27 protein-coding genes are annotated in these 25032 nt (G+C 67.7%); 11 read left to right on the top strand and 16 right to left on the bottom strand.

Translation table 11 applies throughout. The features are described 5' to 3' along the window. Positions 1-35: 35 nt before the first annotated feature. The 3 genes from ACX12F_RS03260 to ACX12F_RS03250 all read right to left on the bottom strand — a co-directional run bounded on the left by ACX12F_RS03260 (position 36) and on the right by ACX12F_RS03250 (position 2185). The gene (locus ACX12F_RS03260; RefSeq protein WP_459370228.1) at positions 36-545 is read right to left on the bottom strand and encodes a chromate transporter; all 510 of its coding nucleotides are present in this window, start codon (positions 543-545) and stop codon (positions 36-38) included. A gap of 82 nt (positions 546-627) precedes the next feature. After that, a complete protein-coding gene (locus ACX12F_RS03255; RefSeq protein WP_459368266.1) occupies positions 628-1203 on the bottom strand; it encodes a chromate transporter in 576 nt (191 codons plus the stop codon). Next, entirely contained in the window at positions 1196-2185 is a 990-nt protein-coding gene (locus tag ACX12F_RS03250; RefSeq protein ID WP_459368265.1) for a phospholipase D-like domain-containing protein, read from the bottom strand. The genes ACX12F_RS03255 and ACX12F_RS03250 overlap by 8 nt, the downstream gene beginning before the upstream one ends. A gap of 82 nt (positions 2186-2267) precedes the next feature. On the opposite strand from ACX12F_RS03250, the gene ACX12F_RS03245 reads away from it, so the two are divergent. After that, positions 2268-2969, top strand: coding sequence for a response regulator transcription factor (locus ACX12F_RS03245; protein ID WP_020098913.1), 702 nt, complete (start codon positions 2268-2270; stop codon positions 2967-2969). 10 nt (positions 2970-2979) lie between these two features. Beyond that, on the top strand, positions 2980-4329 hold the full coding sequence (locus tag ACX12F_RS03240; protein ID WP_459368264.1) for a sensor histidine kinase: 1350 nt from the start codon (positions 2980-2982) through the stop codon (positions 4327-4329). Between the two features lie 300 nt (positions 4330-4629). Here the strand turns inward: ACX12F_RS03240 and arfA are convergent, their stop codons facing one another. The 7 genes from arfA to pdxH form a co-directional block, all read right to left on the bottom strand. Next, positions 4630-5616 (bottom strand): channel-forming protein ArfA/OmpATb, encoded by a 987-nt coding sequence (gene arfA, locus ACX12F_RS03235; protein WP_459368263.1) that lies wholly within the window; start codon positions 5614-5616, stop codon positions 4630-4632. Between the two features lie 118 nt (positions 5617-5734). After that, positions 5735-6100: an FKBP-type peptidyl-prolyl cis-trans isomerase gene (locus ACX12F_RS03230; protein WP_459368262.1), complete on the bottom strand. Its 366-nt coding sequence runs from the start codon at positions 6098-6100 to the stop codon at positions 5735-5737. Positions 6101-6150: 50 nt separating this feature from the next. Next, the gene (locus tag ACX12F_RS03225) at positions 6151-6570 is read right to left on the bottom strand and encodes a MarR family transcriptional regulator (protein ID WP_459368261.1); all 420 of its coding nucleotides are present in this window, start codon (positions 6568-6570) and stop codon (positions 6151-6153) included. Next, positions 6560-8011 carry an MFS transporter gene (locus tag ACX12F_RS03220; protein ID WP_459368260.1) on the bottom strand — a complete coding sequence of 484 codons (1452 nt, stop codon included), beginning with the start codon at positions 8009-8011 and terminating at the stop codon, positions 6560-6562. The genes ACX12F_RS03225 and ACX12F_RS03220 overlap by 11 nt, the downstream gene beginning before the upstream one ends. Before the next feature lie 203 nt (positions 8012-8214). Beyond that, positions 8215-9510 (bottom strand): citrate synthase, encoded by a 1296-nt coding sequence (locus ACX12F_RS03215; protein ID WP_459368259.1) that lies wholly within the window; start codon positions 9508-9510, stop codon positions 8215-8217. Positions 9511-9631: 121 nt separating this feature from the next. Next, on the bottom strand, positions 9632-10906 hold the full coding sequence (locus ACX12F_RS03210) for an MFS transporter (protein WP_459368258.1): 1275 nt from the start codon (positions 10904-10906) through the stop codon (positions 9632-9634). Between the two features lie 28 nt (positions 10907-10934). Further along, the gene (gene pdxH, locus ACX12F_RS03205; protein ID WP_459368257.1) at positions 10935-11609 is read right to left on the bottom strand and encodes a pyridoxamine 5'-phosphate oxidase; all 675 of its coding nucleotides are present in this window, start codon (positions 11607-11609) and stop codon (positions 10935-10937) included. A gap of 40 nt (positions 11610-11649) precedes the next feature. Here pdxH and ACX12F_RS03200 point away from each other — a divergent pair, with 40 nt between their 5' ends. From ACX12F_RS03200 to ACX12F_RS03190, 3 genes are all read left to right on the top strand, one after another. Further along, a complete protein-coding gene (locus ACX12F_RS03200) occupies positions 11650-12270 on the top strand; it encodes a maleylpyruvate isomerase N-terminal domain-containing protein (protein WP_459368256.1) in 621 nt (206 codons plus the stop codon). Between the two features lie 55 nt (positions 12271-12325). Further along, positions 12326-13468: a citrate synthase 2 gene (locus tag ACX12F_RS03195; protein ID WP_459368255.1), complete on the top strand. Its 1143-nt coding sequence runs from the start codon at positions 12326-12328 to the stop codon at positions 13466-13468. 100 nt (positions 13469-13568) lie between these two features. Continuing rightward, entirely contained in the window at positions 13569-14021 is a 453-nt protein-coding gene (locus tag ACX12F_RS03190; protein WP_459368254.1) for a VOC family protein, read from the top strand. Between the two features lie 61 nt (positions 14022-14082). On the opposite strand, the gene ACX12F_RS03185 is transcribed toward ACX12F_RS03190, so the two are convergent. Continuing rightward, complete coding sequence (locus ACX12F_RS03185) at positions 14083-15771, bottom strand: 4Fe-4S binding protein (protein WP_459368253.1); 1689 nt, start codon at positions 15769-15771, stop codon at positions 14083-14085. Between the two features lie 36 nt (positions 15772-15807). Then, positions 15808-16824, bottom strand: coding sequence for an AurF N-oxygenase family protein (locus ACX12F_RS03180; protein ID WP_459368252.1), 1017 nt, complete (start codon positions 16822-16824; stop codon positions 15808-15810). A gap of 206 nt (positions 16825-17030) precedes the next feature. Here ACX12F_RS03180 and serC point away from each other — a divergent pair, with 206 nt between their 5' ends. After that, entirely contained in the window at positions 17031-18137 is a 1107-nt protein-coding gene (gene serC / locus ACX12F_RS03175; RefSeq protein ID WP_459368251.1) for a phosphoserine transaminase, read from the top strand. 137 nt (positions 18138-18274) lie between these two features. Continuing rightward, complete coding sequence (gene sepH / locus ACX12F_RS03170; RefSeq protein ID WP_459368250.1) at positions 18275-19228, top strand: septation protein SepH; 954 nt, start codon at positions 18275-18277, stop codon at positions 19226-19228. Positions 19229-19314: 86 nt separating this feature from the next. On the opposite strand, the gene ACX12F_RS03165 is transcribed toward sepH, so the two are convergent. The 3 genes from ACX12F_RS03165 to ACX12F_RS03155 are packed head-to-tail and all read right to left on the bottom strand — an operon-like array spanning position 19315 to position 20889. Then, positions 19315-19590: a DUF2537 domain-containing protein gene (locus tag ACX12F_RS03165; protein ID WP_459368249.1), complete on the bottom strand. Its 276-nt coding sequence runs from the start codon at positions 19588-19590 to the stop codon at positions 19315-19317. A gap of 10 nt (positions 19591-19600) precedes the next feature. Continuing rightward, on the bottom strand, positions 19601-20461 hold the full coding sequence (locus ACX12F_RS03160; RefSeq protein ID WP_459368248.1) for a TrmH family RNA methyltransferase: 861 nt from the start codon (positions 20459-20461) through the stop codon (positions 19601-19603). Beyond that, positions 20458-20889 (bottom strand): Rv0880 family HTH-type transcriptional regulator, encoded by a 432-nt coding sequence (locus tag ACX12F_RS03155; RefSeq protein WP_459368247.1) that lies wholly within the window; start codon positions 20887-20889, stop codon positions 20458-20460. Before ACX12F_RS03155 ends, ACX12F_RS03160 begins: the two co-directional genes overlap by 4 nt. Before the next feature lie 41 nt (positions 20890-20930). On the opposite strand from ACX12F_RS03155, the gene ACX12F_RS03150 reads away from it, so the two are divergent. Together ACX12F_RS03150 and ACX12F_RS03145 are read left to right on the top strand one after the other, a co-directional pair. Beyond that, positions 20931-21197 carry a DUF2530 domain-containing protein gene (locus ACX12F_RS03150; RefSeq protein ID WP_459368246.1) on the top strand — a complete coding sequence of 89 codons (267 nt, stop codon included), beginning with the start codon at positions 20931-20933 and terminating at the stop codon, positions 21195-21197. A gap of 29 nt (positions 21198-21226) precedes the next feature. After that, positions 21227-21694, top strand: coding sequence for an SRPBCC family protein (locus tag ACX12F_RS03145; protein WP_459368245.1), 468 nt, complete (start codon positions 21227-21229; stop codon positions 21692-21694). On the opposite strand, the gene ACX12F_RS03140 is transcribed toward ACX12F_RS03145, so the two are convergent. Next, complete coding sequence (locus ACX12F_RS03140; protein WP_459370227.1) at positions 21691-22392, bottom strand: DUF3027 domain-containing protein; 702 nt, start codon at positions 22390-22392, stop codon at positions 21691-21693. The two genes, ACX12F_RS03145 and ACX12F_RS03140, sit on opposite strands and share 4 nt — an antisense overlap. Positions 22393-22800: 408 nt before the next feature. Here ACX12F_RS03140 and ACX12F_RS03135 point away from each other — a divergent pair, with 408 nt between their 5' ends. Together ACX12F_RS03135 and ACX12F_RS03130 are read left to right on the top strand one after the other, a co-directional pair. Then, positions 22801-24552: an MFS transporter gene (locus ACX12F_RS03135; protein WP_459368244.1), complete on the top strand. Its 1752-nt coding sequence runs from the start codon at positions 22801-22803 to the stop codon at positions 24550-24552. Beyond that, a complete protein-coding gene (locus tag ACX12F_RS03130) occupies positions 24549-25031 on the top strand; it encodes a DUF2771 domain-containing protein (RefSeq protein ID WP_459368243.1) in 483 nt (160 codons plus the stop codon). Before ACX12F_RS03135 ends, ACX12F_RS03130 begins: the two co-directional genes overlap by 4 nt. The last annotated feature ends 1 nt before the right edge of the window (position 25032 follow it).

The following is a 25032-nucleotide window of genomic DNA, read 5'->3' as shown; positions in this document are numbered from 1 at the left end:
CACCGACAATCCCATGGCACGGCGGACTGACCGGTTCAGATGAAACCCAGATACCCGACGAGTCCGGCCGCAGCCACCACGATCAGCGGGTTGAGCTTGGTGCGCATGAAGATCACGGTGCACACCGCCGTGACGGTGTACGCCCGCCAGTCATGGTCGGCGGCGCGGCTCATGACCAGCGACGCCGCCAGGATGAGGCCCACCGTCAGCGGCGCAAACCCCTTCTCGACCGCACGGCGAAGTTTCGAGCGTTCGGCCTTCTGCCAGATCAGCGTGATGGCGTAGACGAATGTCGCGGCCGGCACCACCATCGCGACCATGGAGATGACGCCGCCGATGATCGCCCCGGGAATGCCGGCGACTTTCAGCCCGGCGCCGTACCCGACCATCGACACGATGAGGATGCTCGGCCCCGGCGCGGTCTGGGAGATCGAGAACAGGTCGGCGAACTGGCTGTTGGTCAGCCAGTGCCTGCCGTTGACGGCGTTGATGTGCATTTCCGGCAGCACCACGTTGCCGCCGCCGATGGACAGCAACGACAGCATGCCGAACAACCCGATGAGCTGCGAATAAGTGGAAAAGGCCGCAGAACTCACGCGCGATCCGCCTCCGGCTCCTCGCTGACACTCATGATGCCGCTGCGGCGCGCTCCCGCGGCCACGCCCAGATCAGGCTGAGCGGCGCCAGGATGGCCAGCGTCCCCAGCAGCGGAAACCGCAGGACGCCATTGAGCACGAAGGCCCCGGCGAACAGCAGGACCGGCACGACGCCCGTCAGGCACTTCTGGCCGGTCTTGAGCACCATCGTCAGGGTCAGGGCCACCGCGGCCGCCGACGCGCCGTGCAGCACGCCCTTGACGGCGGGGACCTCCTTGAACCGGAAGTAGACGAACGACAGCACCAGCACGATCACCAGAGGCATGGCGCACAAGCCGATTACCGCCGCCGCAGCACCGAAGAAGCCGCGCATCTTCGTACCGGTGAAGACCGCCATGTTGACCTGATTGGCGCCCGGCAGAATGCGGCACATCGTGCTGGCCGAGAGAAACTCGGCGTCCCCGAGCCAGCCCTTCTCCACCACCAGCACCTCGCGCGACCAGGCCGACAACCCGCCACCGAACGACGCCAGCGCGATGTGGTTGAACGTCAGGACCAACTCGAACAACGAAACCCGTTGGGCCGTCGAGTCGATCTGGTCACTCATGAACCAACTCGGGGTCATGCGGGAAGTCGTCTTCGTGGTGCTGCGAAGAGTCGAGCGGGTCCGGCGGCTCGTAGTGGTGCGAGGTCTCCCAGTCCGACTCGAACACCGCGCTCAGCTGCGCGACGGCCTCCGGATCGTCGACCATGACACCCAGTTCGCGGCGCAGGTCGAAGGCGCTGCGGTCGATGTTCATCGAGCCCACCAGGGCTTCGTGGTCGTCGACGATGACCAGCTTCGCGTGTACCCGCAGGTTCTTCTGCTTACGCACCTTCGCGCCGAACCGGCGCAGCGTCCGCAGTGACGCGAACGTGTCGAGGATGTCCCAGTCGCTGATGCCGTGCCGGCCACCGCACAGCACATGGACATTCACGCCACGACCCACCGCCGCCGCGATGTGATCGAGGATGACGGCGTCGACGTACTTGGGATGCTGGATGCGCAGGTGATGTTGCGCCGTGTCGATGAATTTCGCCATGTGGTACCGCGAATTCGAGTTGCTCCAGAGCAGCCCGTGGTACGACGACGGCTCCCAATCGGTGTGCGACCAGTCGGCGTCGAACACCTCGACGATCTGTGCGATGTGCTCGGCGTCGGTGGTGATGACGCCGTAGTCGCGGGTGAGGGTGAAGTACTTCTCGCACAGATTGAACGTGGCCACCAGAGCGGCCGTCTCGTCGACCACGATCGACTTCTCGTGCGTCACATAGAACGTCGGGTTGGACCACTGCACGTTTACGCCGGCGTCCGAGAGTTGCTCGAACGTGTCGTCGTTGGCGCGGTCCCCGCCGGACCGGGCGGGGTTGAGCATGACGCGCACCGCGACGCCCGCCCGGTGCCTCTCGATCACCGCCGCCACGAGGGACGGCTCGGTGAACGTGAATTGTTTGATCAGCAGCGATTTCTGCGCCGATGCGATGAAATCCCGCACCGGCTGCACACCATCATCGGGTTGAACGATGACTCGCGGCGACACAGGCCCCATAAGCGCCGGATGCTAGCACCGAATGGTGGCTGCCAGACGTGCCTCCGTCAATTACGGATGGCCATCGGGCAAGATGAGGCCCATGGATAGCGGAAGCGCCTCTCCCCGCCTGCTCGTAGTCGACGACGACCCGGACGTGCTGGCCTCACTGGAGCGCGGATTGCGGCTGTCCGGTTTCGAGGTGTCGACCGCGGTCGACGGTGCCGAGGCCCTGCGCAGCGCCACCGAATTCCGGCCGGACGCCATCATTCTGGACATCAACATGCCGGTGCTGGACGGCGTCAGCGTCGTCACCGCACTGCGCGCCATGGACAACGACGTGCCCGTGTGCGTGCTGTCGGCCCGCAGCTCGGTCGACGACCGCGTCGCCGGGCTGGAAGCCGGTGCCGACGACTACCTCGTGAAGCCGTTCGTGCTCGCCGAGTTGGTGGCCCGCGTGAAGGCGCTGCTGCGCCGGCGCGGCGCGACGGCCACGTTCTCGTCCGAGACCATCTCGGTCGGGCCCCTCGAAGTCGACATCCCCGGCCGGCGGGCCCGCGTCAACGGCGCCGATGTCGACCTGACCAAGCGTGAGTTCGACCTGCTGGCCGTGCTGGCCGAGCACAAGACCGCCGTGCTGTCCCGCGCCCAGCTGCTGGAGCTGGTGTGGGGCTACGACTTCGCCGCCGATACCAACGTCGTCGACGTGTTCATCGGCTACCTGCGCCGCAAGCTGGAGGCCAATGGGGCGCCGCGACTGTTGCACACGGTCCGCGGCGTGGGGTTCGTGCTCAGGCAGCAATAGGCAGCAGACGGTGAACACGCTGGCCCGGGTCTTCCGCCGCACTCCATCGCTGCAGTCCCGCGTCGCGTTCGCCACCGGTATCGCCGCGGCCATCGTGGTCGGGATCGTCGGCACCATCGTGTGGATCGGCATCACCAACGACCGCAAGGAACGCCTGGACCGGCGGCTCGACGAAGCGGCGGGGTTCGCCATCCCGTTCCTGCCCCGCGGGCTCGACGAGATCCCGCGGCCGCCGCACGACGAGAACGTCGTCATCACCGCCCGCCGGAACGGCCAGGTCAGCTCGAACTCGAATGTCGTGCTGCCCGAGCTTCCCGTCGGCTATGCCGACACCGACGTCAAGGGCATCGGCTATCGGGTGCGCACGGTGCAGATCCACCTGCCAGACCCGATGTTGGTAGCGGTGGGCGCCACGTACGACGCGACGATCGTCGACACCAACAACCTGCACCGCCGCGTGATCGCGTTGTGCGCGTTCGCCATTGGCGCGGCCGCCGTGGCGGGCTGGGCACTGGCCGCGTTCGCGGTGCGTCCGCTCAAGCGGCTCGCCCAACAGACCCGCGACATCGATCCGGAAGGCCAGGACGGGCAGGCCCCCCACATCGACGTGCGCGGTGCCACGGAGGCCGTCGAAATCGCCGACGCGGTCAAAGGTTTGGTGGAACGCGTGTGGGAGGAGAAGGGCCGGACCAAGGCCGCGCTGGCGTCGGCCCGTGACTTCGCCGCGGTGTCGGCTCACGAGCTGCGCACCCCGCTCACCGCGATGCGTACCAACGTCGAAATCCTGACCACGCTGGATCTTCCGGACGAACAGCGCAAGGAGGTGCTGGGCGACGTCGTCCGCACCCAGTCGCGCATCGAGACCACATTATGGGCGCTCGAGCGGCTGGCCCAGGGCGAGCTCTCCACCGTCGATGACCATGTGCCCGTGGACATCACCGATCTCCTGGACCGAGCCGCCCACGACGCCATGCGGGTGTATCCCGACCTGGAGGTGTCCCTGGTCCCGGCGCCGACCATCATCATTGTGGGACTTCCTGCCGGACTGCGGCTTTCGGTGGACAACGCGATCGCCAACGCGGTGAAGCACGGCGGCGCGTCGAGAGTTCAGCTGTCGGCGGTCAGTTCGCGCGCCGGAGTCGAGATCGCCATCGACGACGACGGCTGTGGCGTCCCCGAAGAGGAACGGCTGAAGGTGTTCGGCCGGTTCAGCCGCGGTTCCACGGCGTCGCACTCAGGCTCGGGGCTGGGCCTGGCTCTCGTCGCCCAGCAGGCCGAACTACATGGCGGGACGGCGACATTGGAGACCAGCCCCCTCGGTGGGACCCGGCTGCTGCTGCGTCTGCCCGGGCATCGCTAGAGGCTATTTCTAGGCGTTGACCGTGCGCTGACGTTCACAAAGTTCGAGTAGCGAGCACCTGGACGCACCATCAACACGGGCCGACATGATGCCGCGAACAGGGCGGAAAGTACGTGAGGTCAGTCGCGCTGGGTATCTGCCGGTGGTTATTGAACTCAGGGACGTCGGACGGCCGGAAAAGGTACCTGCGTTCAATCTGCTGCCGTACCCGTCTACTGATTGAAGCCACGTACTTCTCGGACCCGGCTGACTGCGAACTGACGGCGCAGGAGTGCCGAGGCGCTCGCGTGAGGCAAGGGCTCAGCCGAGAGTGATCTCGACCCGGCGGTTCTTCGCCCGTCCGTCCTCGGTGCTGTTGTCGGCGATCGGGTTGGCGGAGCCGGCACCGCGAGCAGTCACCTTCGCGGCCAGGACGCCGTTCGAAACCAGAGCGGCGGCAACGGCTTTGGCGCGGGTGTCACTGAGTTTGAGGTTGACGGCGGCACTGCCTTGATTGTCGGTGTAGCCGATCACGGTGACCGTCCCATTGGGGCAACCGCCCTTGATCTTGTCGGCGACCTGGCCCAGCACCCGGCGGGACTCCCCCGTCATCTGCGAGCCGCCGGTGTCGAAACTGATCGGGCTGCGCAACAGCTCTGTGACGTCGGCCTGCACCTTCGCGCAGGGGCCGCCGGCCGGGGCGGGCACAGGCGCGGGTGCCGATGACGGCGCCGGCGGCGCGACTGGGCCACCGGGCGCGGGAATCTGAATGTTGTTGGCCAGCTTCGCGCCGGGGAACGACAGCGCCGCCGCGCTCTGCACCTCGCCCGCGACATCGAGGTTCGGGGCGGTGCCCATCAGCGTGATGGTGGCGCCGTCGATGGACAAACCGAAATCCGAGATGGGATCAGCGGCCGACAGGACGTTGCCGACAACCGACATGTCCGGGGTCCCGGCGCCGTCGACCACAGTGGTCTTGTCGTCGAGAGTGGCGCTGCGCCACTGGGCCCTCACCGCGTCGGCCAGCTCGGACTTCGACCGGGTGTTGGCGAGGTTGCCGGTCAGGGTGACGGTGTTGCCATCACGCGTCAGCGCGAAGGGTGCCGACGTCAGCTCGGGCGGCGCCGGAACCGGCGCCGCGGAGACCGCTATCGAACTCGGGGCCTGGTGCTCATCGGAGCTGCCGAACACCACCCAGCTGACGACCGCGACGACGGCTACCACGACAGCCACTGCAGCGACCTGGCCGCGCGTGCCGAGGCGACGAACGCTGCCGGACGGCGCGGTGACGTCAGCTGTGTCCGGCATGCAAAACCCTCCCTGAAAACAAGTTCGAGCCTAGAGCCCGGCAGCTGTGGAGACGGCTCGTTGCCGCCATGACACGCCACAACCGCCGGACCCTAAGCCCGACAGCACGTCGATCAGGTCAGCGGACGCCGACGAGGTCGATGACGAAGATGAGCGTCTTGCCGGACAGGCGGTGCCCACCACCGGCGGGGCCGTAGGCCTGTGCGGGCGGGATGGTCAGCTTGCGCCGGCCGCCCACGCGCATCCCGGGGATGCCGTCCTGCCAGCCCTGGATCAGGCCGCGCAGGGGGAATTCGATGGTCTCGCCGCGGTTCCAGGAGCTGTCGAACTCCTCACCGGTGTCGTACTCGACGCCGACATAGTGGACCGTGACGTTGCCGCCCGGCACCGCCTCGGCGCCGTCGCCGACGATGACGTCCTCGATCACCAGCGAGTCAGGTGCCGGGACGTCCGGGAATTCGATCTCAGGTTTGGTGTTAGCCACGGGGACCACCGTAGTCGGGCACCTGCCGCGGGTGGACAGGAACCGTGTCCCTAGTGGCGACGCAGTCGGCTCAGCAGGTCGCGCAGCGTGGCCAACTCGTCGGCGTCCAATGTGGCAAAGACCGGCGGGGCCGGATCGTCGATCTGGCGGATGCCGCGTGTCACGGCCGCTCCGGCGTCTGTGAGCGAAACCAGTTTGCATCGCCGATTGTCCGGATCCGGCTGGCGCACAACCAGTCCGCGTTCTTCCAGATCGTTGATGGCGACGGTGGCGGCCGGGGCATCCATGGCGGTCGCGGCGGCGATTTCCTTCGCCGTCATGGCCTTGGCTTCCAACCGGCGCAGAATTCGGGCGCGGCTGAACGGCAACCCGGACCGCTCGACCACGGCGCGTTTCCAGCTGTCGCGGTTCTCGACCACGACGGCGGCCATGGTCTGCCAGACCTCGTCGGCCAGCGAATCAGTGGACATGGGCCGGCTCCGGGGCGGGGGTACCTTCGATCAGCGGAGCCAGCCGCTCCGCGGAGCGCAGGCCCCGCTGTGAGGTCGAGACGACGCCGAGCGCGACGATCGCCAGGCCCACGCCGAGGCACATCCACCACAGCGGCCGGGCCTGGGTCCCGAAGTCCGCGGCACCGGACAGCGCCGGGCCGGCGATCGAGCCGCACAGTGCCACACCGATACTCACGCCCACCTGCCGGCTGGTAGACGTGACGGCCGCCGCAGCGCCGGCACGATCTACGGGCATACCGCTGACCGCCGCGTTGGTGATGGGTGCGTTGACCATGGCGAACCCCATGCCGTACACCGTGAAGATCAGCACCACGTGCCACATCGGCGTGGTGCCGGTCAGCGTCGTCAGCAGGAGAGCAGCCGCTGCCATCAAAACGCCCGCGGTCAGCAGGGACGGACGCGCGCCGTAGCGTCCGACGATCCGTCCGGACAGCGGCGAAAAGATCAGGGCGCCAACGGCTATCGGGAGATAGATCAGGCCGGTGTGGATGGCCGAGTAGTGCCGTTCGGTCTGCAGGTAGAACGACATCATGAACAGGAACGCACCCCAGCCGGTGAACGCCAGGATCGCCGTGACCGTAGCCGAGGCGAACGGGATGCTGCGGAAGAAACGCAGGTCGATGAACGGGTCGTGGCGGCGCCGTTCGTAGCGTAGGAAGGCGACGAGTGCGACCACCGCCAGCACGGCGATCGACACGGTACGGACACTGGTCCAGCCCATGCCCGGCCCTTCGATCAGGGTGAACACCAGGCTGAACAGGAACAACACTGCCAGCCCCTGGCCGACCGGATCGATATTGCGCATGGTGGCCGATTTGCTCTCCGGGACGAAGATGGCAGTCAGCACGATGGCCGCCAGGCAGATCGGCAGATTGATCCAGAACACCGCACGCCAACCGACCGTCTGGATCAGCAGGCCGCCGACGGTGGGCCCCAGCGCCATCGAGATGCCGACCACTGCGCCCCACAATCCGAGCGCCCGGGCCCGCTCCACCCTGCCGGTGAAGACCTGCGAAATAATCGACAGCGCAACGGGATTCAGCATCGAGCCGCCGATACCCTGGAGGAGACGGGCGCCGATCAACGCGTCCGCGGTCGGCGCCAGGCTGCACAACAGCGAACCGAATGCGAAGACCGTCAGGCCGATCTGGAATACCCGGCGACGGCCGAACCGGTCGCCGGTCGCGCCGGAGAGCATCAACAGCGAGGCCAGCACCAGGGTGTAGACGTCGACGACCCATTGCATCTGGGCGGGCGACGCACCGAAGTCGGCGCGGATCGACGGGATCGCGACGTTCACGATGGTGGCGTCCATCGACACGATCAGCAGACTCAGGCAACAGGAGATCAGGATGATCGTCTTGCGCCGTGAGTCGAGCGCGCCGACGGTTGTATTCACACAACTATTGTGAAACCACAACTGTTGCTGATGCAACGTCGGGGCGCAGTGACATGGGCGACATGAGCAGGAACTGGCCACTCGCCGGCCGCGAGCGAGCCCGAAATGCGCACGAAAAACGGCGTGTCGCCGGGCAAACACGCACGCTCGTGAAAAAGAGACGGCCCCTGGCGCGAAGTGCGCGAGGGGCCGTGTCCGTGAACCTAGTGGGCGGGGTAGTCCCGCTCGGTGTAGCCGGTGTAGATCTGGCGCGGGCGGCCGATCTTGGTGCTCGGGTCGGCGCTCATCTCGCGCCAGTGCGCGATCCAGCCGGGCAGGCGGCCGAGGGCGAACAGCACGGTGAACATGCGGGTCGGGAAGCCCATGGCCCGGTAGATCACGCCGGTGTAGTAGTCGACGTTCGGGTACAGCTTGCGCTCGATGAAGAAGTCGTCGGTGAGGGCGATCTCCTCCAGCGACTTGGCGATGTCCAGGAGTTCGTCGTCGCCGCCGAGCTTGCCGAGGATCTTGTCGGCCTGCTCCTTGACGATGCGCGCCCGCGGGTCGTAGTTCTTGTAGACCCGATGACCGAAGCCCATGAGCTTCACGCCGTCTTCGCGGTTCTTGACCTTCTTGACGAAGTCGCGGACGTCACCGTGCTCGGTACGGATCTTCTCGAGCATCTCCAGCACAGCCTGGTTCGCGCCGCCGTGCAGCGGGCCCCACAGCGCGTTGATGCCACCGGAGATCGAGGTGAACAGGTTGGCCTGCGACGAGCCGACCAGACGCACCGTCGACGTCGAGCAGTTCTGCTCGTGGTCCGCGTGCAGGATGAACAGCATGTCCAGGGCGCGGACCAGCTCCGGGTCCACCTGGTAGGGCTCGGCCGGCAGGCCGAACGTCATCCGCAGGAAGTTCTCGACCAGGTTCAGCGAGTTGTCCGGGTACAGGAACGGCTGACCGACCGACTTCTTGTACGCGTAGGCCGCGATGGTCGGTAGCTTGGCCAGCAGGCGGATGGTCGACAGCTCGACCTGCTCGGGATCCTTGGGATCGAGCGAGTCCTGGTAGTAGGCGCTCAGCGCGTTGGCCGCCGACGACAGCACCGGCATCGGGTGCGCGTTGCGCGGGAAGCCGTCGAAGAACCGCTTGAGGTCCTCGTGCAGCAGGGTGTGCCGCTGAATCTTGTTGGTGAACGCTTCCAGCTCGGAGGCCGTCGGCAGCTCCCCGTAGATCAGCAGGTAGCTGACCTCGATGAAGTTCGACTTCTCGGCGAGCTGCTCGATCGGGTACCCGCGGTAGCGCAGGATGCCTGCGTCACCGTCGATGTAGGTGATGGCGCTCTTGGTGGCCGAGGTGTTGACGAAACCACCGTCGTACGTGGTGTAGCCGGTCTTGGCCAGCAGCGAGCCGAGCTCGATGCCGTCCGAACCCTCGGTGGCATTCACGATCTTGAGATCGATCTCGCCCCCGGGATACCGGAGGTTGGCTACGTCGTCAGAGCTGGAGGTGTCGGCCACTTGAACCCCTTTTGCGGTGTCGACCTTTTGCGGTGTCGGCAGGTGAAACGTCCGGAACAAGACGGTAGTCGTTAAGAGAACTATGTGCTTGCTCGGGTCGTCATAACCCCGTTGTCGAATATCAGCTGCGCGCCACCTGGTAGCGCACGAACGCGGGTACCACCAGGACCGACACGACGACACCGACCACAACCAGCACTCCGCCGCCCGTCGCAGCCACCGTCGTACCCACCACCGCGGCCGCCGCACCGTGCACCGCGTCGGCAATCCGAGGGCCGCCTGCGACCACGACGGTGAAAACGCCCTGCAAACGGCCGCGCACCTCGTCGGAGGCCGCTTCCTGCAGGATCGTGCTCCGGAACGCCGCCGAGACCATGTCCGCCGCACCGCCGACGGCCAACAGCACCAGCGCGATCCAGAGGAATCCGTCGTCGGGCCGGCCCGTGGCCTGGCCGACCGCGAGCCCGAAACCGGCCATGGCCGCGCCCCACACCACGATCGAGACCACCACCGCCAAACCCTGCCTGCGGACCCGGGGCAGCCACCCCGAAAACACCCCGCCGGCGACCGCGCCGACGGCCATGGCGGCCGACAACAGCGCCATCGCGGTCCCGCCCGCGACCGGTCCGCCGAAGTTCTCGTGGGCCATCTGCGGAAACAGCGCCCGCGGCATGCCGAGGATCATCGCGATGAGGTCGACCACAAAAGACATGAGGACGACCCCGTTGCCCGACAGGTGCCGAAGGCCGTCCAGTACGGCCGCGAAGCCCCAGCGTGAGGTGTCGTCGTCGACCGAATGCTCGGGCGGCATCGGGGTGAGCCGAAAAGTCGCCCAGATCGGCACGATCGTGGTGAGGGCGTCGATGAAGTACAGCGTCGACAGGTCCACCCACCGCAGCAGCACGCCGGCGAGCAGCGGGCCGATGATCGCGCCGGCCTGGAACACCGTCATGTTCAGCGAGTTGGCGGCGGGCAGCTGCTCGGCGGGCAGCATCCGCGGGATGGCGGCCGAGCGGGTCGGCGAGTTGATCGCGTAGAACGCCTGCTGTACCGACAGCAGGCACAGCACCAGCCACACGTTGTTGAGGCCGGCGGCGGCCTGCACCCACAACAGCACCGACGCCACGGCCAGCCCACACGACGCGATGATCAGCAGCAGCCGGCGGTCCATCGCGTCGGCCCAGGCCCCGCCCCACAGGCCGAACACGATCAGCGGCACGACACTGAACACGCCCGCCAAACCGACGTACGCCGAGTTCTCCGTCAACGCGTACAGCTGGACCGGCACCGCGAAGATGGTCAGGTTGGCGCCGACGACCGTGACGACGCTGGACCCCCAGAGCCGACGGTAATCCGGGTTGCGCAGCGGTGTGGTGTCGGCGATCAGACCTCTCATCGGAGGGCGAGCGAAGCGACGGGAAGGGTCACGGCTGGAGCCGTTCGATGCGGTCGCCCGTGATACGGATCCGGTTGTGTACCCGGTTCTCCCGGCCCTGCCAGAACTCGATCACTTCCGGGGCGAGCAGGTACCCGCCCCAATTCGGCGGCACCGGTACCTCGGGCACGTCGGCGAAGCGCTCGGTCACGGCACGCAACTGTTCCAGCAGCGCCGCCCGCGAGGCAATCGATTTTGATTGGTGTGACGCCCACGCGCCCAGCTGCGAACCACGCGGCCGCGTGGACCAGTACTCAGCGGTGTGCTCCGCGTCGACTTTGGTCACCGCGCCGCGGATGTGGATCTGCCGGCCCACCAGGTACCACGGGAAGGTCGCCGACGCATAGGGCACGGCGGCCAGCTGCTCACCCTTGTCGGAGTCGTAGTTGGTGTAGAAGGAGATGCCGGTCTCTTCGACGGACTTGCACAGCACCGAGCGGGTGACCGGATGACCCTCCGCATTGACGGTGCCCAGCACCATCGCGTTGGGTTCGGAGACCCCGGCCTGCACGGCGTCGGCCATCCAGTCGCGGAACAACGCCAACCAGCCCCGGTCCAGCCAGTCGACGTCGAGGTCGACACTGCCGTCCTTCTCTGTCGAGCCGTATTCGACCCGCATCCGGGCCAGATGATCTGCCGACTGTTCCACGTGATCGGATGCCATGCTCGGCGACGGTACGCCCATGCGGTGACACAATGCAGACATGGCGTCAGAAGCACCCGCGAACCATGCGGTATTCGTCTCGGCGGCAACAGCTTTCGCGGACCTGGTGACACGCGTCCCAGCCACGGCCTGGGCCGGTCCCGGGATCAGCGACTGGGACCTGCGGTCCCTGGTCGGGCATACCTCTCGGTCCCTCATCACCGTCAGTAGCTACCTGCGTACGCCGGCCGACCGCGAGGACGTGACCGGACCGGCGCACTACTACGCGCTGCTCCGCAGCTACGCCTCCAACAGCCCGGACATCGTTGAGCGCGGCCGTGAAGCCGGGCGCAATCTGGGGCCCGATCCCTCGGCCAAGGTCGCCGACCTACTGCGCCAGGTGCGCAGCGATCTGGACGGGGCAGGAGATCCGCTGATCGCCGTGATCGGCGGTCTGGGCATCCGGCTGAGCAATTACCTTCCGACCCGCGTGTTCGAGTTGACGGTGCACAGCCTGGACATCGCGCGGGCCACCGGAATGGATATCACCCTGCCTGACCAGGCGCTGCGGGACGCCACAGTGCTCGCCGCGCAGATCGCGGCGCTGACCGGTCAGGCCGCAGCGGTGCTTCCGGCGCTCACCGGACGCGGTGGTCTACCGGCCGGTTTCTCCGTGGTCTGAGCGTTTGTTACCGGCCGGTAGGTCCTCGCCCATCGGCTAGTGGAACAATTTCGGCATGACCGAGGCAATGTCAGTGTCGACGCCGCAGATCCCAGAGAACTTCGTCGCCGGTTTGGAAGGCGTCGTGGCCTTCACGACCGAGATCGCCGAACCGGACAAGGACGGGGGCGCGCTGCGCTACCGCGGCGTCGACATCGAGGACCTGGTGAGCCACCGCGTCACATTCGGTGACGTCTGGGCCCTGCTGGTGGACGGCGAATTCGGCCGGGGCCTACCCGCTGCCGAACCTTTCCCGCTGCATGTGCACTCGGGCGACGTTCGCGTGGACGTCCAGGCCGCTCTGCCCACGCTGGCGCCGATGTGGGGCTTCCAGCCGCTGCTCGACATCGACGACGACACCGCCCGGGACCAACTGGCGAAGACGTCGGTGACCGCGCTGTCATTCGTCGCGCAGTCGGCCCGCGGCATCTACCAGCCCGCGGTGCCGCAGCGCATCGTCGACGAATGCCCTACTGTCACAGCACGTTTCATGACCCGTTGGCAGGGCGAGCCGGACCCGCGGCACATCGAGGCCATCGACGCCTACTGGGTGAGCGCCGCCGAGCACGGCATGAACGCGTCGACGTTCACCGCGCGCGTCATCGCCTCGACCGGAGCCGACGTACCCGCGTCGCTGTCCGGCGCCATCGGCGCCATGAGCGGCCCGCTGCACGGCGGCGCCCCGGCCCGCGTGCTGCCGATGATCGAGGAGACCGAACGCACCGGCGACGCCCGGGGCGTGGTCAAGGGCATCCTGGACCGCAAGGAAAAGCTGATGGGCTTCGGGCACCGCGTGTACCGCGCCGAGGACCCGCGGGCCCGCGTGCTGCGCGCCACGGCCAAGCGCCTGGATGCGCCGCGCTACGAGGCCGCAGCCGCACTGGAGCAGGCCGCGCTGGCCGAGCTGCGTGAGCGGCGGCCGGACCGGGCCATCGAGACCAACGTCGAGTTCTGGGCCGCGGTCATCCTCGACTTCGCCCAGGTGCCCAGCGCGATGATGCCGGCGATGTTCACCTGCGGCCGCACCGCAGGCTGGTGCGCCCACATCCTGGAGCAGAAGCGGCTGGGCAAGCTGGTCCGTCCCGCGGCCATCTACGTCGGCCCGCAGCCGCGGAGCGCGAACTCCGTGACCGGCTGGGAAAGCATCGCTCACAGCTGACACTTCGGGCTCGGTTTCTTGTCACCGATGAGAAGTAGCGTTGGAGATGGTCATAACGATTGACCCCAATCCACGCAGTACCGCTCGCCAGGAGAACCCGATGACCGAATCTCAGACCTTCCTCGCCCCGCACCTCGTCGTCGGCGACGGTGCCGCCGCAATCGACTTCTACGTCAAGGCTTTTGGCGCTACCGAGCTGGGCCGGGTGCCCGGCCCCGACGGCAAGCTCATGCACGCCGCGCTGACCATCAACGGGTCGAACGTCTACCTCAACGACGACTTCCCCGAGATGTGTGGCGGCAAGTCGCAGACCCCGACGGCCTTCGGCGGCACGCCGGTCACCATCCACCTGCAGGTGCCCGATGTCGACGCGGCATACCAGCGCGCCATCGACGCCGGCGCGCGGGAACTGATGGCCCCGCAGGACATGTTCTGGGGTGACCGCTACAGCCAGGTGGAGGACCCGTTCGGCCACCACTGGTCGCTGGCACAGACCGTGCGCGTGGTCAGCCCCGAGGAGATCGAAGCCGCGATGGCCCAGCAGGGCGCGTAGCGACCCTGGATTGGTGCACGATTTTCCGCGGCCGGCGCGGAAAATCGTGCACCAATCGCAGTCAGTCGAGGGCAGAGAGCAGACGCTGGCGCAGCGTCGGCTTCGGCGCGCCGGCGGCAGCGGTCAGCATCTCGGCCACGTCGATGAACTTGTCACGTGGCCGGTCTGCGCCGCCGCGGGCGATCTCGGCCGCATCGATGGCCCGCCATCCGGCCATATCGACCACGTCCGGCCACCGGTCGCGGATGAGCTGGTGCAGCGCACCGGTTTTCGCGGTCGGCTCGGCGAGTCGGCTGGCGTTGTAGTCGGCGACCAGCCGATCCACGGTGTGCGCGGCGCACGACTTGTTGGTGCCGATGAAGCCCGTCGGGCCCCGCTTGATCCACCCCGCCACATAGCTGCCGCGAACCGGCTTGCCGGTGGCCGGATCGATGACACGGCCCTCGTCGTTGGGGACCACACCGGCGGCGTCATCGAACGGTAGACCGCGAATCGCCTTGCCGTGGTAGCCGATTGACGTCAGCACCAGGCCGGCTTCGAGCTGCCGGGCCTCGTCGGTGCCGGTCACGGTGAATTCGATGCCGGTGACCTTGTCCGAGCCGAGCACCCGCGCCGGGGTCAGCTCGTAGGCCAGCCGGATCCGCGGCCGGGTGGCAGGTACGGAACTGTCGGCCAGCTTGGCGAGGATCTCGAGCTTGTGCCGCGTCATCGGATCTAAGGGAGCGTCGGTTTCTGCTTCTAAGTCCCGACGGACCAGCTCATGGTCGGCGGCGTCGAGCACTACGTCGCACGTCGAGGTCAGGCCGATCAACTCCGGCAGGGTGAAGGCCGAATGGATCGGGCCGCGCCGGGCCGCGATCACCACCTCGCGCACCTTCGAGTCGCGCAGCGCGGCCAGGGCGTGATCGGAAATATCGGTGCGCGCCAACGCATCCGGATCGGCGGTCAGGATGCGGGCCACGTCGAACGCGACGTTGCCGTTGCCGATGAGCACCGCCCGCTCGTGACTCAGGTCGACAGGCAGGTGCGAGAACTCGGGGTGCCCGTTGTACCAGGCCACCACCTCGGTGGCGGTTCCGGTTCCGGGCAGCTCCATGCCCTCGATGTCGAGGCGCTTGTCGTTCGGCGCACCCACCGCGTACAGCACGGCGTGGTGGTGCTCCAGCAGCTCGGCGTGCGTGATGTCCCGACCCACCTCGACGTTGAGGTAGAAGTCAAGCCCACGACGCTGCGTGATCTGGTCGAACAACCGCGTCACGCCCTTGGTGCTCTGGTGGTCGGGGGCAACCCCGGCACGCACCAGCCCGTAGGGCGTCGGCAGCTTCTCGAAGATGTTGACCCGGACCCCGCGCTGGGTCAGCAACTCGTCAGCGGCATACATGGCAGCCGGCCCGGAACCGACGATGGCCACCCGCAGCGGACCGTGCGGTCGTTGGTCGACCGCCGGGGCGTCGGGCACCGGCGCCAGCTTGGACGTCGGCGGGAGCTTGCCCTCGTACTTCGGGTAGAAGGACGCATTGAGCTCGATGAACGGCAGCTGCGCTTCGGTCAGCTTGGTGTCCGGCTTGATCGCGCCGACCGGGCAGGCGGTGACGCAGGCGCCACAGTCCACGCAGGCGGCAGGATCGATGAACAGCATTTCGGCGGTAGCGAAACCCGGCTCGTCCGAGGACGGGTGAATGCAATTCACCGGGCATGCGAAAACGCATGAACCATCGCTACAGCACGACTGGGTAATTACGTGAGGCATGTCGTGCGTCGTCTAACTTTCTAGAGTTTCAGAAGATCAGGCGGCGACCACGACGTGCTGGCGCTGCGGCTCGCTGCGGTACCGGCTGGGCGGGCCGTCGATCTTGCAGATCTTCCACATGACCTTGGCCAGCGGGTTCATCAGACCGGTGTCGTACGCCAGCATGCGCACGTCGGAGAACATGTTGCGCAGGAACATGCGCGACTCCGGGGCGTCGAAGAACAGCTCGTCGCGCACCGAGCGCGGGATGTCGAACGTCTTCCAGAAGACGCGCGGCGGCACGATGATGGCCGAGCACAGGATGCGCATGGTCAACGGCACGAACAGCGACAGCCAGAACTTCTTCCAGCGGCTCAGTTCCGGAACGCGCTTGTGCAGGTACTCGTGGGCGAACGAGATGTGGCGGGCTTCCTCGGCTACGTGAATGGCCATGACCCGCTCCATGATCGGGTGCAGCTCCGACCCCTCACGCAGGATGTTCTTCTGGGTGTGGTCGATGGGTTCCTCGCCGGCGAGCACGCCGAAGAAGAACGGGATGGGTGCCGGGCCGGCGGCCAGCGGGATCAGCGGCTGAATCCACTTGAGCAGCTTGGGCATACCCGGTACGTCAACACCCATGTGGTTGACCATCTCCTGGAACATCAGGGTGTGATTGCCCTCTTCGATGGCCTCGTGGGTGCAGTAACGGAACTCGGGCGAACCGTTCGGAACCCAGAACGCGTACTCCATGAGGCCGCGGATCAGGATGTTCTCGAAGTGCAGACCTACCTTGGCGACGTTGGCCTGGCGCCACATGCCGATCGCGATCTGGCGTTCCTGCGACTGGGCCTGGTACCACGGGTGGCCACCGAGCGGGTCGGTGTCCGGGAGGATCCAGCGCGGGTCGTTCGGGACCACAGCGAATTCAGGCGAGTCCCACGCGATGTCGGTGTACGGGTTGAAGTTGCGCCGCACCGACCCCTCGGACAGTGTGGCGAGCTTCTCGACGTAGACCTGGTCATCCAGCACGTCCATGTTCCGGCGCCAGCGACGAATCATGCGGGTACGAGCCATTTTCGAGCCTCCCAAGGCTTTTGTGTCAGCTTTACATTCGGCTGCCTTATGCCTAACGGTACCGGGGGTACCACCTAAAAACTAGTGCCCGCCATCACACATCCCCAACCACTTTGTGACGCCGATCACACGATCCGCACGCAAAGTGGAGCAACCAGGCGGATCCCGCGGTCACCGGGCCGTCGACCTGCAACTACGCTGGCACCATGGCTGAGCTCACCATCCCCGCCGACATCAAGCCCGCCGACGGACGCTTCGGCTGCGGCCCGTCCAAGGTTCGCCCCGAGCAGCTGACCGCGCTGGCCGCCGCCGGCAACCTCTTCGGCACCTCACATCGCCAGGCCCCGGTCAAGAACCTGGTCGGTCGCGTGCGCGACGGTGTCAAGCAACTGTTCGCCACCCCCGACGGCTACGAGGTCATCCTCGGCAACGGCGGCTCGACCGCGTTCTGGGATGCCGCCGCCTTCGGCCTCATCGACAAGCGCTCGCTGCACCTCACCTACGGCGAGTTCAGCAGCAAGTTCGCGTCGTGCGTCGCCAAGAACCCGTTCGTCGGCGACCCGATCATCATCAAGGCCGACGCCGGCAGTGCGCCTGCGGTGCAGTCGGACCCCGACGTCGACGTCGTGGCCTGGGCCCACAACGAAACCTCGACCGGTGTCGCGGTGCCGATCCAGCGGCCCGCCGGTGACGCGCTCGTCGCCATCGACGCCACCTCGGCCGCCGGCGGTCTGCCGGTCAACATCGCCGACACCGACGCCTACTACTTCGCGCCGCAGAAGAACTTCGCCTCCGACGGCGGCCTCTGGCTGGCCGTGATGAGCCCCGCCGCGCTGGCCCGGGTCGAGCAGATCGCCGCCACCGACCGCTGGGTACCCGACTTCCTGTCGCTGCCCATCGCGGTGGAGAACAGCCTCAAGAACCAGACCTACAACACCCCGGCGATCGCGACCCTGATCCTGCTCGCGGAGCAACTGGACTGGCTGAACGGCAACGGCGGCCTGGACTGGGCCGTCAAGCGCACCGCCGACTCGTCGCAGCGGCTGTACTCGTGGGCCGAGTCGCGTCCGTTCACCACTCCGTTCGTCGCGGACCCGGCACTGCGGTCCCAGGTGGTCGGCACCATCGACTTCAACGACGACGTGGATGCGGCGGCCGTGGCAAAGGTGTTGCGCGCCAACGGAATCGTCGACACCGAGCCGTACCGCAAGCTGGGCCGCAACCAGCTGCGCGTGGCCATGTTCCCGGCCATCGACCCCGACGACATCAGCGCCCTGACGGCGTGCGTGGATTGGGTTGTCGAACGCCTGTAGTACGGCTCTCCGCACAATCACGAACACGATCCGAGGCGCGCAGCTCAGCAAGAGGTGCGCGCCTCGGTGTGTCAGCACGATTACGAGTCGATAACGCAGTAGGGTGAGCCGTTAAGCCGCGTCCTAGGAGGTCACCAATGAGGGAACTCAAGGTCGTCGGACTCGATGCCGACGGCAAGCGCATCATCTGCGAGACCCCCAACGGTTCGGCCACCGCTGACAAGTTCTTCTTGCGTGTCGATGATCGCCTGAAGGCAGCCGTCCGCGGCGACCGGGCCGCCAGTAACCAGACGCAGATCGAGGTCGAGGTGCCCAACTCCCTGCGCCCCCGCGACATCCAGGCCCGCATCCGTGCCGGCGCCTCCGTCGAGCAGCTCGCCGCAGCCGCTGGGGTGAGCCCGGAGCGCGTCATGCGCTTCGCCCACCCGGTGCTGCTGGAGCGGTCCCGCGCCGCCGAGCTGGCCAGCGCGTCGCACCCGATCCTGCCGGACGGCCCGTCGGTGCTGACCCTGCTGGAAACCGTGACCGGCGCCCTGATCTCCCGCGGACTCGATCCCGACGCAACCAAGTGGGACGCCTGGCGTAACGAAGACAGCCGGTGGACCGTGCAATTCGGCTGGAAGGCCGGACGCTCGGACAACGTCGCGCACTTCCGGTTCAGCCCGGGCGCCCACGGCGGCACCACCACCGCTTTCGACGACGCCGCCACCGAGCTGATCGATCCGAACTACACCCGCCCGGCCCTGCGGTCGGTCGCACCGCTCCCGCAGCTGCATTTCGAGGAGTCGGTCGCCGAGATCCCGATGCCCGCGTTCGTCCCGGAACCAGAGCCCGCCGCCCCGGAACCTGCACCCGCCCCGGTCGTCGTCATGACGCCGGCACCCGTCGCTCCCCCGGTGCCCGCGGCGCCTGTCGCCCCGCCGGCTCAGGCCCCGGCGCCGGCGCCTGAGCCGATCCCCGCTCCCGAGCCGGCCGCCGTCGCCGAGACCCCCGAGCCGGCCGCACCCGCGCCGCGTCCACGCAAGAAGAAGCCCGAGATTCCGGCCTGGGAAGACGTGCTGCTCGGCGTCCGGGCCAACGGCCAGCGCTGACCCGGCGATTGCGCGTCGACTCTGAACTGAGGGCCCGCGCTACTCGCGCTTTTGCGCCATAGCTACAGGGTCAACGCCCGGTGAGGCTAGCTGGACAAAGCGATGGCCGCCGTCGCGATCCACCCCAGCGCCACGCCCGCAGCGGCGCCCCAGACGAACCAGCGCCATACGGGGCGGACGCGCCAGCTCCACACTGTCGGGGCCAGGCCGCCGACTGCCACCGCGTTCAAGCCCACCGCCAGCAGCGGATGCACCCGGAGCAGTCCGAGGGACAGGACGATGATGGCCGCCGCGGTCAGCGCGGCCACGAATGCCGACACTGTCAGTCCGGTGCCCCAGGGCGTCTGCGTCGGCGTCGTCATCTGAGCCAACTTAGCCCGCCGCCCTGGCACGTTCGTAGAACGCCAGCGCAGCGGCCGTCGCGACGTTCAGCGAGTCGGTCCCCCGCGACATCGGAATGCGCGCCCGCACCTCGCAGGCCCGCATGGTGTGTTCGGTGAGCCCCGGGCCTTCCGCTCCGACCAGCACCCCGACCTTCTGGTTCGCCAGCGGCGCGAGGGCATCGGACAGCGGCACGGACCCTTCCCCGGGCGTCATGGCGATCAGATGAAAGCCGTTGTCCTGCATCAACTTCAGATCACCCGGCCACGACTGCGCGCGGGCGTAGGGCACCAGCAGCGCATGGCCCATCGATACCCGGACCGCGCGCCGATACAACGGATCGGCACAGCCGGCGCCGAACACCACCGCGTCGACGTCGAGCCCCGCGGCATTGCGGAAGATCGAGCCCAGGTTCTCGTGGTCGTTGACGCCCTCGAGCACCGCGACGGTCCGAGCACCCTGCAGCACCTCGGACACCGACAGTTCGGCTGGCCGTGGCGCCGCCGCCAGGACGCCCCGATTCAGGTGAAAGCCGACGACCTCGGCCATCACCTCGGCACTGGCGCGGTAGTACGGCACACCGCAGCCGGCCAGGTCGTCGGCCAGTTCGCGGAGCCGGCGGTCGGTGCCGAGGAACGCGCGCGGGCTGAACCGGGAGGCCAGCATGCGCTGCGCCACCAGTACGCCTTCGGCGATCACCAGACCTTTGCCCGACGGCAGATCGGGGCGGCGGTCGACGCTGTTGAGGTCACGGAAATCGTCGAGCCGGGGATCAGCGGGGTCGGTGACGTCTTCGACAATCACGTCGATGACGCCGTCACCACCGTCGTCGACCTCCGTTACGGCGCTCACTGGCCTTCGTCGATGATCGCGAACATCAGGTCCGCCGCGGCGAGCAAGGTCGCGCGGTCCTGCTCCTTCAGCTTCTCGAGCCGGCCCTGCAGCCATTCCATGCCCGCCCGGCGCTCCGCCTCGAACAGCTCCGCGCCGGCCGGGGACACCGCGACGAGCACCTGGCGCCGGTCGTCTGGATGCGAACTGCGTTCCACCAGGCCCAGTTCGAGCAGCGATGCGATGACGCGCGTCATCGACGGCGGCCGCACCCGCTCCCGGGTGGCCAGCGTGCCCGGCGTCATCGGGCCGTCCTTGGCGAGCGTGGCCAACGCCGACAACTGCGTCAGGGACACCGGGGAATCCGGACGACGGAACCGCAACTGCCGGGCCAGCCGCACGACGGCCAGCGACAGGTCATTGGCCAAGCGGTCATCGGCGTCCGTCACGAGCAGATAGCGTACCGATCGATCGACTAGCGTTAGAGGAGATGGCCACGCCTGCGCACGAACAACCGGCGGCACCCGAGCCGCCGGCTCTCCCCGACCGCCTGCTCGACCCGGTCCCCCTGATCGTGGTCGCCGCAATCGGCTGGCTGGTGGCGGTGGTGTTGGCCTTCACTGTCGCTGCCCTGCACGACTGGCGGCCGGTGACCGTCGCGGGCCTCGGGGTCGGAGTACTGGGCACCTCTATATTTCTGTGGCAACGCAGCGCAGCCCGTCGCGGCGCTCGAGGTGCCCAACGCGGCCTGCGCTGACCTGGAACGTCTCGACAAGGGAGAGCCCAATGGCTGGAGAAGCACCTCTGCTGCAGGCAGACATCATCATCAACGCGCCGGTGGCCAAGGTCTGGGCTTTGATCTCCGACCTCGACAACATGCCCAAATGGAGCCCACAGTGCCGGGTGATGAAGGCGATCGGCGCCGTGAAGGTCGGCACCAAGACCGTCAACCTCAACCGGCGGGGCGCGATGTTCTGGCCGACCACCTCGACCATCACCGCCCTGGACCCGCAGAAGAAGTTGTCGTTCCTGGTCAACGCGAACGGCACTGAGTGGACCTACGAGCTGGAGCCCGCCGGCACCGGCACCAAGGTGACCGTCAGCCGACATGCGGAGAACGGCGTCAAGCCCATCTCGGGCGCACTTGTCGACCGCTTCATGGGTGGCGTGCCCACGTTCGAGCAGGAACTGGTCGACGGCATGAAGACCTCGCTCAGCCGGATCAAGACCGCGGCCGAGAGCGCCTCGAACTAAGTACCGAGGTCGAGCACGCCGTCGTCGAAGGGCTCGAAGGCCGGTGAGCCGATGGGCTCCGGCGGCGGCGTGTCCGAGTGGGCGCCACAGCCGTACTCCGCCGACACCACGCGTCCGTCGGCCGACAGCTCGTTGGCGCAGACCCCGAACACCAGGCCAAGCGAGCCCGACAGCGGCACGTAGAAACCACATCCGCGGCACGTCCGCCGGGTGGCGCGAGCCATGGCGGCGTTCGGGCCGAAGTCGCCGTCCTGCCAGCGCTGCGCAGCCTCCGTCCGGCCCCAGTCGCTGAGCACCTGCTTGCGACCGAAGCCGATCTCAGCAGCCACCTCGTCAAGCTCGGGATCGCCGGATGCCAGGTAACCGGGCACCAGGCGGGGATCGTTCGGGGCCGGAGCCAGCAGATCACCCGGGCTCAGGTCACCCGGCTGTACGCGCTCATGCCACGGCACCCACTCCGGGGCCAGCAGCGCGTCCGGGCCCGGCACCAGGACCACTTCACTGACGGTGGTGTGGTCGGCGCCCGGATAGGTCGCCAGCACCACTGCCCACTGCCAGCCGTGGTAGCCGGACATCGAGGCGAGGAACCGATGGGTCACCGAAGCCGGGTCGTCGAAGCTGGCGCCCAGGTAATCACCGACGACGCCCTCGCCGCTGAATTCGATGATCGCGGCGCGGGCCTGGTCGACGGCGCCCATCAGGATCGGGGTCAGGTCGGGCAGGTCGGCCTGTTCGACAACCGCCTCAGGGGCGGCTTCGGTGTCCGGCGCTTGCTCGGTCTCCACAGTCGGAACCTCCACCGCCGGAACCTCGTCGGCCGGGGACTCGTCGGCGACGGCCTGCTGCGGCGCGGCGACGACGTCCGCGACCTCGGCGGATTCCGCTGCCTCAGCAAGAGCCTCGACGCCCGCCACGGGTTCCGCGGTGGCTTCAGGGGCCGGCACCTCGACCGGCGCCTCGGTCGGCGTCGACTCGTCCGGCGTCGCGGCTGCCGATTCGGTGTCATTGGGCGTGTCCATCGCGTTCAATACTGCCTGACCACCCAGGACAAGGCCACACCGCCTGCCTGCGCGCCGCTATCGGCAGCATGGGGAACAATCGTGCCCATGAGTGGACCGCGGGATGCCGGGAGGTCGGGGGATCCCCGCTACTACCCGCCGCGCCCACCGCGCCGCCCTGACGAAGAGCATCCCGGCATGGCCAACTACCCGAGCGATCCTGGCCACTCCCGCCGCCGGCCGCCACCGCGGGGCTCGTCGTCGCACAGCGACAACCGGTGGCTGCCGCCGCTCGACGACGAGCACCACGACGGCCACGACTACGACCGGTACTACGACCGTGGCTTCGACGACGGTTACGACGACCGGCGGCGCGACCATGAGGACCGTCGGGGCTACGCCAATGGCGAGAAGATCACCGTCACCCGCGCCGCCGCGCAGCGCAGCCGGGAGATGGGCACCAAGGTCTACGGCTTCGTGCACCGCGCTGCCACCGCCGACGGCGCCGACAAATCCGGTCTGACGGCCCTGACGTGGCCCGTTGTCGCGAACAACGCGCTCGACGCGGCCATGGGCGTCGCGCTGGCCAACACCTTGTTCTTCGCGGCGGCCTCCGGCGAGTCCAAGAGCAAGGTGGCCCTGTACCTACTGATCACCATCGCGCCGTTCGCGGTGATCGCCCCTCTGATCGGACCGGCGCTCGACCGGGTGCAGCACGGTCGCCGGGTCGCCCTGGCCGTGTCGTTCGCGCTGCGTGTCGTGCTCGCGCTCGTGATGATCGGTAACTACGACGGCGCGACCGGGAGCTATCCGCCCTGGGTGCTGTACCCGTGCGCGCTGGGCATGATGGTGCTGTCCAAGTCGTTCAGCGTGCTGCGCAGTGCGGTGACGCCGCGGGTGCTGCCGCCGACCATCGATCTGGTCCGGGTGAATTCCCGGCTCACCATGTTCGGGTTGCTGGGCGGCACCGGTCTGGGTGGTGGCCTCGCCGCCGCTTTCGAGTACACCTTCGGGCTGATGCATCTGCCGGGCGCGCTCTACGTCGTCGCCGTCGTGGCCGTCGCGGGCTCGGTCCTGACCATGCGCATCCCCAAATGGGTCGAGGTCACCGAGGGCGAGGTGCCGGCGACGCTGTCGTACCACGCACCGACCGAGCAACTCCGGCACCCGCATCACGGCAAGTCCCCGCGACAGCCGTTGGGCCGCAATATCATCACGTCACTGTGGGGCAACTGCACCATCAAGGTTCTGGTCGGGTTCCTGTTCCTCTATCCGGCGTTCGTCGCCAAGTCGCATGACGCGAGCGGCTGGGAGCAGCTGAAGATCCTCGGGCTCATCGGCGCCGCCGCGGGCATCGGTAACTTCGCCGGCAACATCGCCAGTGCCCGGCTGAAGCTGGGGCAGCCCGCACAGGTAGTGGTGCGCGCGACCGTCATCGTCACCGCCGCCGCCATCGCCGCCGCGGTGGCCGGCAACCTGATGGTGGCCGCGGCGGCAGCGCTGATCACCTCGGCAGCCACGGCGATCTCCAAAGCGTCGCTGGACGCCTCGCTGCAGCACGACCTGCCCGAGGAGTCGCGGGCGTCGGCCTTCGGCCGGTCCGAGTCGGTGCTTCAGCTGGCCTGGGTGATCGGCGGCGCCGTCGGTGTGCTGATCTATACCGACCTCTGGGTCGGGTTCACCGCGGTCAGCGCCCTGCTGATCCCCGGGCTGGCCCAGACCCTCGTGAGCTACAACGGAGGCTCACTGATCCCGGGCTTCGGCGGCAACCGGCCCGTACTAGCCGAGCAGGAGGGCCCCTTGCCTGAACGACAGACCGATCCCACAGTGCCCCACGGGATGCGCCAAGGATGGATATGAAACGAGTTCTCTCGCTATTGGCAGTGGTCGCGGTGCTGTCGGCAACGGCCACCGGGGTACTGATCTGGCGGCTGACGCGGCACCAGGGTCCCGACTTCCCCGAAATCAGCGCCTTCACCGATGGCCAGCTCGCCCGGGTGGGGCCCTACCGCTACTGCGACGTACACCTGAAGGCGTGCGACGTGCCCGCGACCACCGGCGAGCTGCATGTAACGGCGCGCCATCCCGTTCAGCTGTCGGTGCCGCAGGCCATCGCGCGAGCGCCGTGGGTGCTGCTGCTCGCCTACGAAGACGGCGGCTCCGCGGTCCGCGAGTTCCGGCCGGACAAGCGACTGGCCGTCACCATCCCGACCGTCGACCCGCATCACGGCAAGTTGCTCGGTCTCGCGGTCCAGCTGCCTACCCTGGCAAGGGATTCCGACGGCAACGAGTTCCCGCTACCGCACGCCGAGTGGTCGGTGCGGACCGTCTGGCCGTAAC

Source organism: Mycolicibacterium sp. HS_4_1 (assembly GCF_054515875.1).
The sequence above is the reverse complement of the archived record's forward strand: the minus strand, read 5'-3'. Positions and strand labels throughout refer to the sequence as shown.

Bases quoted from the DNA above. Each gene is read 5' to 3' on its own strand.
- ACX12F_RS03145 (WP_459368245.1), top strand. From the start codon at position 21,227: ATGGCTGGAGAAGCACCTCTGCTGCAGGCAGACATCATCATCAACGCG.
- arfA (WP_459368263.1), bottom strand. From the start codon at position 5,616: ATGCCGGACACAGCTGACGTCACCGCGCCGTCCGGCAGCGTTCGTCGC.
- ACX12F_RS03245 (WP_020098913.1), top strand. From the start codon at position 2,268: ATGGATAGCGGAAGCGCCTCTCCCCGCCTGCTCGTAGTCGACGACGAC.
- ACX12F_RS03255 (WP_459368266.1), bottom strand. From the start codon at position 1,203: ATGAGTGACCAGATCGACTCGACGGCCCAACGGGTTTCGTTGTTCGAG.
- ACX12F_RS03190 (WP_459368254.1), top strand. From the start codon at position 13,569: ATGACCGAATCTCAGACCTTCCTCGCCCCGCACCTCGTCGTCGGCGAC.
- ACX12F_RS03140 (WP_459370227.1), bottom strand. From the start codon at position 22,392: ATGGGCGCCGTCGACCAGGCCCGCGCCGCGATCATCGAATTCAGCGGC.
- sepH (WP_459368250.1), top strand. From the start codon at position 18,275: ATGAGGGAACTCAAGGTCGTCGGACTCGATGCCGACGGCAAGCGCATC.
- ACX12F_RS03250 (WP_459368265.1), bottom strand. From the start codon at position 2,185: ATGGGGCCTGTGTCGCCGCGAGTCATCGTTCAACCCGATGATGGTGTG.
- ACX12F_RS03180 (WP_459368252.1), bottom strand. From the start codon at position 16,824: ATGGCTCGTACCCGCATGATTCGTCGCTGGCGCCGGAACATGGACGTG.
- ACX12F_RS03200 (WP_459368256.1), top strand. From the start codon at position 11,650: ATGGCGTCAGAAGCACCCGCGAACCATGCGGTATTCGTCTCGGCGGCA.
- ACX12F_RS03150 (WP_459368246.1), top strand. From the start codon at position 20,931: ATGGCCACGCCTGCGCACGAACAACCGGCGGCACCCGAGCCGCCGGCT.
- ACX12F_RS03165 (WP_459368249.1), bottom strand. From the start codon at position 19,590: ATGACGACGCCGACGCAGACGCCCTGGGGCACCGGACTGACAGTGTCG.
- ACX12F_RS03260 (WP_459370228.1), bottom strand. From the start codon at position 545: ATGCTGTCGTTGCTGTCCATCGGCGGCGGCAACGTGGTGCTGCCGGAA.
- pdxH (WP_459368257.1), bottom strand. From the start codon at position 11,609: ATGGCATCCGATCACGTGGAACAGTCGGCAGATCATCTGGCCCGGATG.
- ACX12F_RS03130 (WP_459368243.1), top strand. From the start codon at position 24,549: ATGAAACGAGTTCTCTCGCTATTGGCAGTGGTCGCGGTGCTGTCGGCA.
- ACX12F_RS03210 (WP_459368258.1), bottom strand. From the start codon at position 10,906: ATGAGAGGTCTGATCGCCGACACCACACCGCTGCGCAACCCGGATTAC.
- ACX12F_RS03135 (WP_459368244.1), top strand. From the start codon at position 22,801: ATGAGTGGACCGCGGGATGCCGGGAGGTCGGGGGATCCCCGCTACTAC.
- ACX12F_RS03195 (WP_459368255.1), top strand. From the start codon at position 12,326: ATGACCGAGGCAATGTCAGTGTCGACGCCGCAGATCCCAGAGAACTTC.
- serC (WP_459368251.1), top strand. From the start codon at position 17,031: ATGGCTGAGCTCACCATCCCCGCCGACATCAAGCCCGCCGACGGACGC.
- ACX12F_RS03185 (WP_459368253.1), bottom strand. From the start codon at position 15,771: ATGCCTCACGTAATTACCCAGTCGTGCTGTAGCGATGGTTCATGCGTT.
- ACX12F_RS03225 (WP_459368261.1), bottom strand. From the start codon at position 6,570: ATGTCCACTGATTCGCTGGCCGACGAGGTCTGGCAGACCATGGCCGCC.